Annotated in this window: 8 protein-coding genes; 1 reads left to right on the top strand and 7 read right to left on the bottom strand. The window is 59.2% G+C overall.

The genetic code is table 11. The features are described from left to right. Positions 1-2 precede the first annotated feature (2 nt). The 7 genes from ABIE59_RS13775 to pilG all read right to left on the bottom strand — a co-directional run bounded on the left by ABIE59_RS13775 (position 3) and on the right by pilG (position 13,130). The gene (locus tag ABIE59_RS13775) at positions 3-1,055 is read right to left on the bottom strand and encodes a chemotaxis protein CheB (protein ID WP_354447739.1); all 1,053 of its coding nucleotides are present in this window, start codon (positions 1,053-1,055) and stop codon (positions 3-5) included. Further along, positions 1,055-8,668, bottom strand: coding sequence for an Hpt domain-containing protein (locus ABIE59_RS13770; protein WP_354447737.1), 7,614 nt, complete (start codon positions 8,666-8,668; stop codon positions 1,055-1,057). Before ABIE59_RS13770 ends, ABIE59_RS13775 begins: the two co-directional genes overlap by 1 nt. Positions 8,669-8,679: 11 nt before the next feature. Beyond that, positions 8,680-9,579, bottom strand: coding sequence for a CheR family methyltransferase (locus tag ABIE59_RS13765; RefSeq protein WP_354447735.1), 900 nt, complete (start codon positions 9,577-9,579; stop codon positions 8,680-8,682). Between the two features lie 27 nt (positions 9,580-9,606). Beyond that, positions 9,607-11,682 carry a methyl-accepting chemotaxis protein gene (locus tag ABIE59_RS13760; protein WP_354447733.1) on the bottom strand — a complete coding sequence of 692 codons (2,076 nt, stop codon included), beginning with the start codon at positions 11,680-11,682 and terminating at the stop codon, positions 9,607-9,609. A gap of 94 nt (positions 11,683-11,776) precedes the next feature. After that, positions 11,777-12,322 (bottom strand): chemotaxis protein CheW, encoded by a 546-nt coding sequence (locus ABIE59_RS13755; RefSeq protein ID WP_354447731.1) that lies wholly within the window; start codon positions 12,320-12,322, stop codon positions 11,777-11,779. Between the two features lie 20 nt (positions 12,323-12,342). Then, on the bottom strand, positions 12,343-12,705 hold the full coding sequence (pilH, locus tag ABIE59_RS13750; protein ID WP_008939836.1) for a twitching motility response regulator PilH: 363 nt from the start codon (positions 12,703-12,705) through the stop codon (positions 12,343-12,345). Positions 12,706-12,737: 32 nt separating this feature from the next. Further along, positions 12,738-13,130: a twitching motility response regulator PilG gene (pilG, locus tag ABIE59_RS13745; RefSeq protein ID WP_058090780.1), complete on the bottom strand. Its 393-nt coding sequence runs from the start codon at positions 13,128-13,130 to the stop codon at positions 12,738-12,740. A 291-nt stretch (positions 13,131-13,421) separates the two neighbouring features. Here pilG and gshB point away from each other — a divergent pair, with 291 nt between their 5' ends. Beyond that, the gene (gene gshB, locus ABIE59_RS13740) at positions 13,422-14,375 is read left to right on the top strand and encodes a glutathione synthase (protein WP_354447729.1); all 954 of its coding nucleotides are present in this window, start codon (positions 13,422-13,424) and stop codon (positions 14,373-14,375) included. Positions 14,376-14,415 lie beyond the last annotated feature (40 nt).

The raw sequence follows: 14,415 nt of genomic DNA, 5'->3' as shown, positions 1-14,415 counted from the left end.
CCTCAAGCGGAATCCCGTTTTTGCCGGCTTTTGAGCAGGCAGTTGTTCTCTATGGTTTTTACCAATTCCCTGGCCAGTTGCTCCGGGGTGCCGCAAAAACTACTGCAGCCGGTCGCGGCGACCGAATCCGGCATCGAACTGTTGCCGCAACTACTGCTTTCCTGCACCCATATGCGGCTGCCGTAGGCTTTCAGCATAGGGGCTGCAATGGCCCCATCGTTGCCCATACCGGAAAACAGAATGGCGTGGCAACGTTTACCGTAGTAATCAGCCACGTTGAGCAGAACCTGGTCAATGGACGGGCCGTAAGGGCCAGGCCATGGGCTATTACGCTCTGTCAGTTGGCCCAGGGTGTCGAACCCCCATTCCCGCTCTACCGGCATCAACACCACATCACCGTTGCGTACCCGGTAGCCTTCTGCCGCCTGTTTGAGCTGGTAATGGGCATGCCTGCCCAGAACCCGGGTCAGAACCTCGGTGAAGTTACCATCAATATGCTGGGCGTACACAAACCCTACCGGTAATCCCGGTGGCAGGTGGTCCAGAAACGTTTTGACCGCAGCAGGCCCACCAAGGGAAGCCCCCAGCACCCAGACGTCCTCTGCCAGTGAACCCGGCGCTGCCGGTGCAATCCAGTGAGGCAGTTCCGGCGCTGAGTGAGCCGCCGGCACGGCTTCCACCAACTCTTCCAGATCATTGGCGGTATCCAGTTCTTCCAGGTGGCCAAGTTGTTGCTCCAGCTTGTCCACCAGCCGCCGTTCCCAGCGGAAATACTCGGTGCTGCCGGGCTTGGGGGCCTGGTCAACTCCGAACAGTACCGGGGCATCGGTGTTTTCCAGTAAATGATCAAACAGCGCCGGATGATCAGCCTCATCCTCCAGCGTGACCAGCCAAAGGCACGCATCCGGGAATTCCGGATAGTTCATGAGTCGCGACGGATCGCCTGAGAATGACACTTCCAGGCCGAATTTGCCGGTGGCGGCCTGCAACCGATGGCGTTGCAGGACCGCGTCGGACACAATCCCGACCCCGGGCCGGCCAGATTGGCCGGCCATCACTGATTCCCGGTCAACCGCTTGATGGTGTCAAGCAGTTCGGCTTCCTGGAACGGTTTGCCCAGGTATTCGTTGACCCCGATTGACAGTGCCCGTTCGCGGTGTTTCTCGCCGGTCCGGGAAGTGATCATGCAGATCGGAGTTTCCTTGAGGTTGTCGTCGTGGCGCACGAAACTGGCCACTTCGAAACCATCCATCCGCGGCATTTCGATGTCCAGCAGAATGATGTCCGGGCGATGATCCTGAAGCTGGGCCACCGCATCCAGACCGTCCTTCGCGGTAATGACTTCCATGCCGTTCCGTTCCAGCAAGCGGGAGGTAACCTTGCGCACGGTCACCGAGTCGTCCACCACCATAACCGTGGTGATCTTCTCTTCGTAGCGGCTGGTTTCCCGAGCTTTTTCGAGGTTCGCCAGGCGTTGCCGTTCGGACAGAATGTCGGAACGAATCATCGCTGGCAGGTCAAGAATCACCACCACGTTACCGTCACCCAGAATGGTGGCACCGGACACACCGCGCACCGTACTGAACTGCGGGCCCAGGGATTTAACAACGATTTCCCGGCTGCCCATCAGGTGGTCTACTTGCAGTGCCATGGGCTGTTCGGCACCGCGCACCAGAATCACCGGCAACGGTAATGCCTGGCCCTGCAGTTTCGGATGGTGATCGCTGTTCAGCAGGCTGCCCAGGTACTGCAGGCGGTATTGCTGGCCGGCGTATTCGTACATGGGGGCATCCGGCTTGTAGTACTCTTCCAGCTCGTAGGTGCTGACCCGCACAATACCCTCGATGGTATTGAGCGGAATGGCGTAGAAGTCTTCACCCGTGGCAACCATCAGGGCACGGTTGACCGACACCGTAAACGGCAGGCGCACGGTAAAGGTGGTGCCACGGCCCAGAGCGGAGTCGATATCGAGGCTACCGCCCAGCTGTTTGATTTCGCTGCCAACCACGTCCATACCCACGCCACGGCCGGAGATCTGGGTAACCTGTTGGGCGGTGGAGAAGCCGGGCTGCAGGATAAACTGCAGGATTTCCCGCTCTGACAGGTCTTCATCAGCCCGCATCAGCCCCTGGCGAACGGCTTTGTCGCGGATGATGTTGGCAGGGATGCCCTTGCCGTCGTCCATCATACGCAGTACCACGTCGCCGCCTTCACGGGTCAGTGACAGCACAACTTCACCGGTGGTGGGCTTGCCGGCTTTCTTGCGCTCTTCCGGGGTTTCAATGCCGTGGTCCAGGGCGTTACGCAGCATGTGTTCCAGAGGCGCGATCATGCGTTCCAGAATGTTGCGGTCCATTTCGCCTTCGGCGTTGCGCACATCAAAGTCCACTTTCTTGCCCAGCTCGCCGCTGATCTGGCGCACGATACGGCGCAGGCGTGGCACCATCGAGGCGAACGGAATCATCCGGGTCTTCATCAGACCCTCCTGGAGTTCCGTGTTGATCCGGGACTGCTGCACCAGCAGGGTTTCGGTATCCCGTACCCGGTCGGCCAGGGTTTCCCTCAGGTCGGCAAGGTCAGAGGATGACTCGGACAGTGCCCGGGACAGCTGCTGGATCGATGAGTAACGGTCCATCTCCAGCGGATCGAAGTCATCGCCGTAGTCTGGGCCGTGTTCCTGTTCGGCCCGGAACAGAATCTGGGCCTCGGTTTCGATATCCATCCGGCGCAGCTGTTCGCGCAAACGTTCGATGGTGGCGGCCATTTCATCCAGGGTGTGGCTGAAATCGCTGGTTTGCTGCTCAAGACGACCGCGGGTAATACTGGTTTCACCAGCCAGATTGACCAGCTCGTCCAGCAGCGGTGCAGATACCCGGATGGTTTCCTGGGCTGCTCTCTGGGCTTCGGCAGCCTTGTTGCGTGCTTTGGCCGGGGTCTTGGCTGGCTTAGGCTGCTCCGGGGCCGGTTTGGCGGGTGCTTCTGGTTGTGGCGCCGGTACCTCGGCTGGCCGCTCAGGTGCCGGCTCTGGCTGCGTTGAATCAGGCTGTGTCTGTGACGGTGCAATAACCGGTGCACCCGACTCGAAGCGAGTGCGGATAGCTGACACCAAACCAATGATTGTGTCGTGGTCTTCGGTAATCGCCTGCCACTGGCTGTCGTCCGGAGCATTTCCACCCAGGTCAATCAGGCGGGTTTCAAAGGCGTGGGCCTTGTCTCCCAATTCGCTGAGCTGCGACAACCGGGCACCACCCTTAAGGGTGTGCAGGGCGCGCTGTGCTTCCTGGTTGAAATGATGGTTGGCCGGCTCTTTGCGCCAGTCATCCAACAGTTGCTCGAGCTGGTCCATGATCTCGCCGGCCTCTTCCAGGAAGATCTCCAGCACTTCCGGATCAATCGCATCAGAGTCGGCTTCTGTTCCGGCGCTGGCCTCTGGTGCTTCCGGGAGGTCGTCTGCAATCTGGCCGGCGGCCTGGAAGTCGGCAATCAGGTCGTTGGCCGGTGCTGGCTTGTTGCCTGCCTCAATGGTGTCGAGCATGGACTTGAGGCTGGCGAGGGCACGATCGCTGAGCTTCAGCAGACCTTGCTGACCGTTACCGCCCGATACCAGTGTGTCCAGTGCATCCGACCAGGCTTCGGCAAGGTCGGCGATCGGATCGACGTCAGACAGTCGGGCGCCACCCTTGAGAGTGTGCAATTCCTGCTGCAATCGGGTTATGCCGGCCAGTTCGTCCGGTTCTTCACGCCACTGGTCGAGGCATTCGGTGATGGCGTCCTGGATCTCCAGGCCTTCATCCAGGAAAATGCCGATCAGGTCGTCATCGGAGGCCGCTGTCAGCGTTTCGGCATGATCCTCTTCGGCGACAGCGCCGGGCTCGGTCATGGTCTCCGCAGCCTGTTCTTCGGCTTCCGGCTCTTCAAACTCTTCCAGACCTGCGACAGGCAGGGCCTGCAACGTTGCAGGGGACTCGCCCCGCAGAATCGCTTCCACCTGCTGAACCAGTTCACTGGCCGGTGGGCAGGGCTTCTGGGTGGCAACCTGTTCGACCATCTGGGCCAGACGATCGTGGCAGGCAAACAGCAGGTCAGTCATTTCCCCGCTGGCGTCGATCTGGCCTTCGGCTACCTTCTCGAATAGGTCTTCCAGCACGTGGGTCAGGTCACCGATAGCGTCGACACCTGCCATGCGGGCACCACCCTTGAGGGTGTGCACTTCCCGTTGCAGGACGGCAGCGACTTCACGATCCGACGGGTCTTCACTCCAGGCATGTAACGAGCTGCCGGTGGAGTTGATCAGGTCATAGGCTTCTTCAAGGAAAATGCCTACCAATTCGGGATCAAGGTGAGAGAGGTCGGTAGCCTGTAATTCGTCTTCCGCAGTGGTCTCGTCTGGTGCTTCGTCAGCCTCGGGCAGCGGCAGCTCTTGGTCTTCGGACACGTCTGGGGTGTCAGAGAGGCTGACGTCGGTGACCGGGCGTGAGCCCCGTGCGGTATCGATGTAGGCGTGGATTTCGTCGATCAGATCCGGCGCCGGCCTTGGTTGCTCCTGTGTTTCCAAGGCGTCTACCATGCCTGCCAGGCGGTCATGGCAGCGGAACAGCAGATCAGACAGGGTGTCGGTGACGGCAAACTTCTGCTCGGTCAGTCCCTCGAACAGGTTCTCAAGTTCGTGGGACAGGTCGCCGACCGAGGGGATGTCGGCAAGGCGTGCACCGCCCTTGAGGGTATGGAGGTCACGCTGCAGCAGGCGCAGGATGTCCAGGTTGCCGGTATCTTCGCTCCAGCTGTGCAAAGCATCGGCGGTGGAGTTGATCAGGTCGCGGGCTTCCTCGAGGAAGATTTCCGCCAGTTCCTCGTCAATATCGCTGTCATCCGAGGACAGTTCCGGCAGCGGCGGCTGCTCGACCTCGGAGGGTTCTGGCGTACCTTGGTCCAGCTCTTCCAGTTCGAGACTCAGGTCGATTTCCTCGAGATCTTCCGTGAACTGCTGGTCAAATTCGCTCGGTTCCTGACCGGTTTGTGATGACGCGCGGGTCAGTTCGTCGAGCTCTTCGATCAAACCGTCGCTGGGTTCGGTGGCGAGACCAGCAGCCACTTGATCCATCAGGTTGATCAGTTGTTCCTGGGCGGGGCGAACGGTGGCGAAGAAGTCGTCGCCCGGTGTCAGCTGGTTTTCTGCGACCGCGGTATAGGTGCGGGTCAGGGCGGCAGCCAGGTTGGCCACGTCGGCCAGGCCGGCATCGGATGCACCACGGGTCAGTTGCTCCAACTCCTCGCGCAAGGTGGCTAGCGAGTCGGTGCGCTCGGGATGCTGTGCCCAGTCGTCAAGGATTGATTCCGCGTCCAGAACAATGTCCAGACCTTCACCGAGAAACAGCTGAACCAGTTGCGACGGCGCCTGCTGCGACGGCTGCTCGTCGTCAGACAGCGAATGGGACAGCAGGGTTTGCTGGCTTATCTGTTGCAGTCTTGCCAAATATTGATCGGTGCCTTCCAGAGCACCTTGCGGATTGCTTCTGAGCTGAGCCAGACCGTCGGTCAGGTAACGGCTGGCCTGTTCGATCAGTTCCAGAACATCCCGGTCCGCGCGCTTGTTCTGGGCCCGGGACTCTTTGACAAAACGCTCGAGCGGCGTGATAACCTCGGCGATGGGGCCGATACCTGCGGTGTGGGCGCTGCCTTTGAGCGTGTGGAGTGCCCTGGAAAGATCATCGGTGTAGGCGACCGATGTTTTGTCGCCGGCGGCGGCCAGGTAATCCTTCAGGGTTTGCAGATGGGTTTCGGTCTCGTTCTCAAAGATGTCGAGAAGAACAGGGTCGACGTCCTGTTCCGCCTCACCGGCTATCGCATCGTATTCCGGCTCGGAACTTTCCTGATCGGCATCCTGGGCTGTCTGGCCTTCATCGCCTATCTCGGCTTCCGCCGGGGGCATGGAGGTGGCGTCCGGAATCTCGCCGTTGGCCAGGGCAGTTGCCCGGGCCTGCATAACAGAGGTATCGAGGCTGGCAGGGCGGCGTTGCTCAAAGTCGGTAACCAGTGCAGGGACGGCATCGGTCACGTCCTGAACCAGCTTGGCAACGTCATCGTTCATGAAAATGCTGCCGTCGATAACCCGGTTGAGCATGTTTTCGACAGACCAGGCCAGTTCACCAATCACCTCAGCGCCGACCATCCGGCCACTGCCTTTCAGGGTATGATAGGCACGGCGGACTTCCGCCAGGGCAGTGCGGTCGTCATGCTGGCGTAGCAGCATTGGCAGGTATTCACGGATGGTGTCGAGCACTTCACCGGCTTCTTCGATGAAAATCTCCAGAATCTCATCGTCGATCAGATCGTCGCTGTCACTGGCCTCGATGGTGTCTGGCTCCGCCAACTCTTCCGTCACCGGCTCATCAGGTTGTGCCGTTTCAGCGCCGGCGCTGGCTTCGGCAGTTTCTGGTGGCTCAGCCGGTGCAGGAGCTTCCTCAGCATCGGCCCGGCGTGTGGTGGCCAGGGCTTCGGCCCGTTCGATCAGTTCGGCAACATCACCGCTGCTGTGGCCATCCCTGAATTCGTTAATCAGTGATGGAATCCGGCTGTTAACTTCATCGACCAGTGCAAACAGGTCGTCACTGGGCTTGATGGTCTGATCGATCACCCGGTTCAGCAGGTTCTCAACCGACCAGGCCAGTTCGCCGATACTGGAAGCACCTACCAGACGACCACTGCCTTTAAGCGTATGGAAGGCGCGGCGCACTTCGGTCAGTGCCTCGCGATCATCGTGGCTCTGGCGCAGGCGCGGGTAGAATTCATGGATGGTCTGGAGAACCTCTTCGGCCTCCTCCACGAAAATACCGAGAATTTCGTCATCGACCAGTTCGTCGTCAGATGCCTTGGCGACATCCGGCGTTTGAGCCGGTTCCTGAGCAGCCATCTCAGGCATGGAAGTCGATTCGGCCTCCTGCCGGTCGAGATTCCAGGTAGGCTCCTGGCCCACCGGGAAGCCAAGCCCGGCCAGGCTGTCTTCGGCCACTCTCAGAATGGAATCATTGTCGCTGATGCCTTCCGCCAGACGCTCCAGGTAATACTCGATACTGGTAATGGCATCGGCCAGGGTGTCCAGCTGTTTCCAGTCAGGTACCTGTTTGTTGCTCAGCAACACGTCAGAAACATAGCGCTCAGCCGAGGCCAGCATATCTGTCACGCGATCCAGCGGCACCAGGCTGAGGCCGCCACGAATGCTGTGCAGCAGGCCGGGAACGTGGTCGATTTCCCGGGTATCCCATTGCGAGGCAATAAAGTTGACGATAGCCGACTTGACCTGCTCGAGGGTGTTGCGCGACTCCCGGAGCAGGGCTTCACTGGCGTCGCCCAACTCGAGACTGCCCATATTGGGGCGTTCGTCATCCTGGCTGCCCGACTCAACGTCAGTCCGCCGGTCACTGTCCAGGCCGGCAAGGCTGGCTTCTACATAGAGCAGAGCCCCGGCGATGTCCATCAGGGTGCCATCGTCGGCGGGCTCGGCCTGGCCACACAGTTTCTCGACCAGTTCAACCTGTTCGGTTACCACCTTGCGGGGGATGCCGAGGCCCAGAACGGCCAGGGTGTTGGCAACCTGGCGAAGGCCCGGCAGCAGTTCGTCAAGCTCGGTGTTCTGGCGCAGTTCGGCGCGCACGAACAGGTCGAGCTGATCTTTCAGGCGGGCCAGCTCCTCGTTCAGGGCGCTGACAACAGAATGAATGGCATCGCGGCCCGGGCCGGACACGCGAGTGCGGGCAGCGTCAACGTCGTCTTCGGATGGCAACGCGCTGGTTAGCTGATAGGCGTCCCGGAGTGCATTGACCTGCGGGCTGTCCAGGTCACGGGCCCGTGCCACGTAGTACAGCAGGTGCTTGAACAGGGCTTCCGGTACTGGCTGCTGCAGAATATCGGCGTGCTCGTCGGTCAGCCGTCGAATCTCGGCGTCCAGCTCCCGCAGCAGGGATTTGACCGCAGTGTTGACCGGATTCACGTTGGCACGAAGGGTTTCCACAAAAGCGCTGGCGGCCTTCCAGAGTTCACCGCGTGGTGTTTTCTGGCACAGGCGAATCAGGCGTTGGATCACCTTCTGCATGTAATCAAAATGGGCGGCCAGGTCGGCCTCCCGAACCACGCCGGCAAGGGCAAACTGGTACATCTGCCGCAGCTTGCGCAGATGGCCGAGAACCTTAGGGTCATGCAGTCGTTCGGAGACTTTGCTGTTTACCCGGATTCGGGATGGGCTGAGGTCGGGCTTGAACAGTGAGGTGTCCGACAAAAGGGCTTCGCCTCGGGCGGCCCGGAGATCGTTCAGCAGCGGCAGCAACACCATCGGAAAATCATCACGACTGCTGCCGAGGTGTTCAAGGTACTGGGGCAACTGCAGTATGGCCTGCATCAGCACTTCAACGGCGTCATCAACACTGGTGACGGTTTCGTTCAGGACAGCCTGGGTCAGCTTTTCCATCTCTTCGGTGAGCAGGGCTGCACCGTAGAGTTCCACCATCTGCAGGGTACCGTGTACCTGATGGAGGTAGTTCAGGCAGAAGCGCAGGCGTGCGGTATCGTCACGATTATCGACGTACGCTTCAAGTGCATGCTGGCCCTGGGTCAGCGTGTCCTGTATTTCGCCCCGAACCCAGTCGAGGGCGATACTGTCATGGTGATTGCCCATAACCACTCCGGTTATTCTTCGTCGGACTGACGTTTGATCCACGCCAGTACATGTTCCGAGGGAACCCTCTGCAGGCCCGGTGGCTGCCAGTCGGTCAGTTCACCCTGGCCAAGCACCAGTAACCCCCCCGGTGCCAGACGCTCTGCGAGCCGTTTGACAATTTCCCGCCGGCGCCAGCGGCGGAAGTAGATCAGCAGGTTCTGGCAGAAGATAATGTTCATGCCGTGCATCGGTGCCTTGTCCAGGTCCAGGACATTGAGCCTGGTAAAACAGACGCGGTCACGGATGCTGTTCACAATCTCAACGGTATTCCGCTCTGATGGACGGAAATACCGGGCTTTCATGTCTTCGTCCATGCCCAGCAACTTGCGAGCATTGAACTGCCCCTGTCGTGCCTTCTCGATGGCGGGCAGACTGATGTCGGAGCCGGTGACGCCAAACAGGGGCTGCAGTGCCAGTTGCCCCATGCACTCATTGAGGATCATTGCCAGGGTGTATGGCTCTTCGCCGGTTGAGCAGCCAACACTCCAGGCTTCCAGTGCGCGTTTTCGGAACTGCTCCCGGGGGCGGGTCAGAACATAGTCTGCTACCAGCCGAAAGGCGTCAGGGTCCCGGAAGAAGCGGGTTTCCTGAACCGTCAGGCGGTCTACCAGTGTTGCCCATTCCCTGACTGCATCCGGGCCGTTGACGATTTTCTCGTAGTAGGCCTGGTAGCTGCTGCAGCCGATTTCCCGCATTCGTATGCCCAGGTTGGTTTCCAGGAACGAACGGCGTTCGGCCGTCAGGGTAATGCCGGTGCGATGCTCCAACAGGGTTTGCCACTGGTTGAACTGCGCCTCATCCATCTCCGGAAGTCGGCGCAGTGCCCATATGCCTTCGGCGGGTGACAGCTGGTTATGCATCTGAGCCATAAACCGTCATTCGCCCCGGGCCGGTGATCAGCTGACCACCGGTACGTCGTTGTCTTCCTCTTGCTCCTGATCTGCAAGCTCCTCGTCTGGCAGCGTGAAGCCGGCAACGGAGGACCGCAGCTCAGACGCCATCTCGGCAAGGTTACCGATAGACTTCGCGGTGGCGTTGGTACCGGATGAGGTCTGCGAGGTGATTTCCTGGATGACGTTCATCGTGTTGGAAATGTGCGCCGCAGAGGACGACTGCTGACGGGCAGCGTTAGAGATGTTCTGGATCAGTTCCGCCAGAGACATGGATACGTTCTCGATTTCCTCGAGGGCGATACCCGCGTCCTGAGCCAGGCGGGCACCACGGACCACCTCAGCGGTGGTGTGTTCCATGGAGATAACGGCTTCGTTGGTATCCGACTGGATCGTCTTAACCAGTGCCTCAATCTGCTTGGTTGCTGCAGAAGAACGTTCCGCCAGGCGCTGAACTTCGTCCGCAACCACCGCGAAGCCCCGGCCCGCATCACCGGCCATGGAGGCCTGGATTGCTGCGTTGAGGGAGAGGATGTTGGTCTGGTCGGCGATGTCGTTGATCAACGATACGATGTCACCGATCTCCTGGGAAGATTCACCCAGTCGCTTGATCCGCTTGGAGGTTTCCTGGATCTGCTCACGGATGTTGTCCATGCCGCGGATGGTGTTCTGTACCACTTCCGCGCCTTTCTTGGCGATCGCAACCGACCGCTCTGCAACCGCTGAGGATTCGGCGGCGTTGGAGGATACCTGGTCGATGGACACCGCCATCTCGTTAACCGCAGCGGAAGCACCGGCAATTTCCTGGGCCTGGTGCTCGGAAGCATCGGCCAGGTGCATGGCCGTAGCCTGGGTTTCCTGGGCGGCTGACGCTACCCGTACCGCGGTGCCACGAATCGCCTGTACCAGTCCGCGCATCTGGTCGATCGCGTAGTTGATGGAGTCCGCGATGGCACCGGTGAAGTCCTCGGTTACCGTGGCCTCGGTGGTCAGGTCACCGTCAGCCAGGTCGGCCAGTTCGTCCAGCAGTCGCAGGATCGCGTTCTGGTTCTGTTCGTTCTGCTCCTGGGTGGCAGACAGGCGGGCCTGGGCATCGCGATACAGGGCCACACCGATAACCACTACGATGGCGACCATGGCCGCCAGCAGGAAGAAGGCCAGGGTCGGGCTGATGAAGCGTGAGCTGGACTGACGAGCAAACCCGTCGGCCAGAACGGAGAGCTCGGAAAGCAGGATCTCTGAGTTCTGGAAGATGTCGCTGGCAGCGGTACGAACCTTGAAGAGGTCGGGAGAGGCTTCAAGGATCGCATCAACGTTCTGGGAAACGAATTCGAACAGCTCATCGACGGCCTCCAGGCCATAAATGGCGTCTTCATCGGCTACCCGGGAGATGCCCATGGCCGGGTTGCCATTAAGCTGGCCGTCCAGTACCCGGCCGAACAGACTGGCGTCACGGCCGAAGCGGTCGGCGGCGATAACCGCATCTTCGTCACCGGAGAGTACGTTGTTAACCGAGCGAACGATACGTTCTGCGAGCAGAGACTGGCGCTGGGCCAGAGCGATCTGCTCCGCTGGTGCATTGTTGTCGAGCAGGATCTGTACGATGTCATCGTACTCCACCTGCAATTGAGGAATGGTTTCGTTCAGAGTACGGGCTACTTCGTGAAGGCCAAGTACCGCATCCCGGGTAGACAGGATGCTGTCGGCGTTGTCCCGAACCGTGTTCCAGTTCTGTTGAACGCCGCTCTGCTGTGCCATTTCACTGGCAGGCAGGCCGGTGGCCGGATTACCTTCTGAGACGAATGACCAGAGCTGCTGGAAGTCATCCCGGGAGCGGCGAAGCTGGTTGAAGGCTTCGGCGGTGCCGCCGGCGGCCTCGGTGGCGTTCTTCGCGATCTCCTGGGAGAGCACCCGCATTTCGGCGGTGTTGGCGATGTATTCCTGATCGTTCTGGCTGTCCGTATTGATAATGAACAGGACCACAACGAGCAGGACGGTGAGTGCAATCAGCGCAGCGATCAGGCCAGCAACCAGTCTGTTGCCTCCCTGTCCCATGCTGAGTCTTCCGGCTCTGTTTTTCATTTTCTGGCTCCCGGCCTCTTTCTTTCTGGAAATGGCAAGTTGTTGTAACGGGTTTCAGACGGTCAGGGTGACGTTCCTGCCAGTACTCTCACCCTTACCACTGTGCGACATCGAGAAAGCGTTCGTCTTCCACCAGGTCGGCGGCCGAGAACACTTTCCAGACTTCCTCGTTGCGCTCATAACCACCGGTTACGAACGGACGAACGGTGTCGGGCACTCCGTCAGGAGTGGCCCTGAAACTGTCTTTTGCAAAGTACTGCATGCCCAGTACCGAATCGACCACCAGGCCGCTGAACACGTCGCCTTCTTCAATTACCAGAACCCGACGTTCACGCATGCTGCGGGAGGATCGGGGAACATCGAAGAAGCCCGCAAGGTCAACCAGGGGCAGAAGGCGGCCACGGACATTGGCAGCACCCATCAGAAACGAGCGAACCCCCGGAATGTGGGTAAACCGGGGGACATGCAGGATTTCGGTGACTTCACCCATGGGTGCGACATAGCGCTCACCCGCCAGAACAAACCCGATGCCGTTCCAGAGTTCAACGGCTTCCTGTTGTTCGGGCAGGCCGGCGGCTAGTGACCGGCTGCGCTGGGCGATATCCGTCAGAACGGCAAAAGGGGCGGCCTGGGCGGACATGCTTACTCCACGGTTAGGGATCAGGCAATCAGGCTGTTGATTGTTTTGATCAGGTCGTCTTCGTTAACCGGCTTGACCAGGTAACCCTTGGCACCCTGGCGGGTTCCCCACACGCGGTCGGTTTCCTGATCCTTGGTGGTCACGATCACAACCGGAATGGACGCGGTTTCAGGCGCGCGGGTTAGCTGGCGAGTGGCCTGAAAGCCGTTGAGACCAGGCATAACCACGTCCATCAGAACCAGGTCCGGGGTTTCTGCGCGGGCTTTGGCCACGCCGTCTGCACCGTTGTCGGCGGTCAGCACTTCGTGCTGGTGTTTTTCCAGGATGGTGGAAATTTTTTTAACTTCTGTTGGCGAGTCGTCAACAATCAGAATGCGGGCCATGTTTTCCTCGATAATTACTGGTGTCAGCAGGTTTACTGTTGCGCCTGTGGAATGTACTGGCGAATAGTATTAAGCAGCTCATCCTTGCTGAACGGTTTGGTCAGATACTGGTCCGAGCCAACGATCCGGCCTTTTGCCTTGTCGAAAAGGCCGTCCTTGCTCGAGAGCATGATAACCGGCGTCTTTTTGAAAGAGGAATTGTTCTTGATGAGTGCGCAGGTCTGGTAGCCATCCAGTCGGGGCATCATGATATCAACAAATATGATGTCCGGCTGGGAATCGGCAATCTTGGCCAGAGCGTCAAAGCCGTCAGTGGCGGTGATGACCTCACAACCGACCTTTTTGAGAAGGGTTTCTGCGGTGCGACGAATGGTTTTGCTGTCGTCAATCACCATAATCTTCAGATTCTCGAAGTTGTCATCCATTGTCCAACTGCCTTGCGCTCTAGCGACTGTCGTTATTTTCAAACGGGGGTTTTAACACAAACCTTAAGGTTGTTCTATAAACCCCGCTCATTTATAGAGTATCGATGGCCGGATAAAAAGTATTAGTTTGTGACCAAATGTACTTCTGCCTGTGCCGTCACGGATTGAACTGTGGATTTCACCGGGTGCAATCAAGGCTCGGGTACAATACCATTTCCAGCATAGCACTTTATCGCTGGTTCGCTCTGCAGACCGGTTCGTGTTTTCACACCGAAACTCCAGGAGACTCTGATGACAGTCCGGCTCGGGATCGTGATGGATCCTATCGAAGACATCAGCTTCAAGAAAGACAGTTCGCTGGCCATGTTACTGGCGGCGCAGAAACGCGGTTGGCAGATCGAGTATATGGAACAGCACGATCTGTATCTGGCGGGTGGCCAGGCCCGTGCCCATACCCGTGATCTCACGGTGCATATGGATCCGGAAAACTGGTTCAGCTTTGGCGCCAGCCAGGATCGGGCCCTGGGAGACCTGGACGTCATTTTGATGCGCAAGGATCCGCCGGTGGATCGCGAGTTTCTGATGGCCACCTACATATTGGGGGCGGCTGAACAGCAGGGTGCGTTGGTGGTCAATCCGGCGGCCACGCTGCGGGATTGCAACGAGAAGCTGTTTGCCACCCAATTCGAGGATCTTACGCCGCCGTTGATTGTCACCCGTTCCTCCCAGCGTTTCCGGGAGTTTTATGCCGAGCACGGCGACATCATCATGAAGCCGGTGGATGGCATGGGTGGCCGGTCGATTTTCCGGGTCAAGGAACAAGACGCTAACCTCGGGGTCATTATTGAAACCCTGACCAATCATGGCGCTCACCAGGCCATGGCGCAGAAATTCATTCCGGAAATCACCGACGGCGACAAGCGGATTCTGCTGATTGAGGGCGAGCCTGTGCCTTACGCCCTTGCGCGAATTCCATCCCAGGGTGAAAATCGCGGCAACCTGGCTGCCGGTGGGCGCGGTGAGGGGCGTGAACTGACCCAGCGGGATCGTGAGATCTGCGCCCGGGTAGCGCCAGTGATCAAGGAAAAGGGCTTGATGTTTGTCGGGCTGGATGTGATCGGCGACTATCTCACGGAGATCAATGTCACCAGTCCAACCTGTATCCGCGAACTGGATGCGGCTTTTGGCATCGACATTGCGGGCATGCTGATGGATGCCATTGACCGGCGCCTGGGCCGGAGCTGATTCAGGCGTCCTCCAGGCACGTGCAGATAAACTTTCGGGA

This window comes from Marinobacter sp. MBR-99 (assembly GCF_040547575.1).
GTDB lineage: Bacteria > Pseudomonadota > Gammaproteobacteria > Pseudomonadales > Oleiphilaceae > Marinobacter.
The sequence above is the reverse complement of the archived record's forward strand: the minus strand, read 5'-3'. Positions and strand labels throughout refer to the sequence as shown.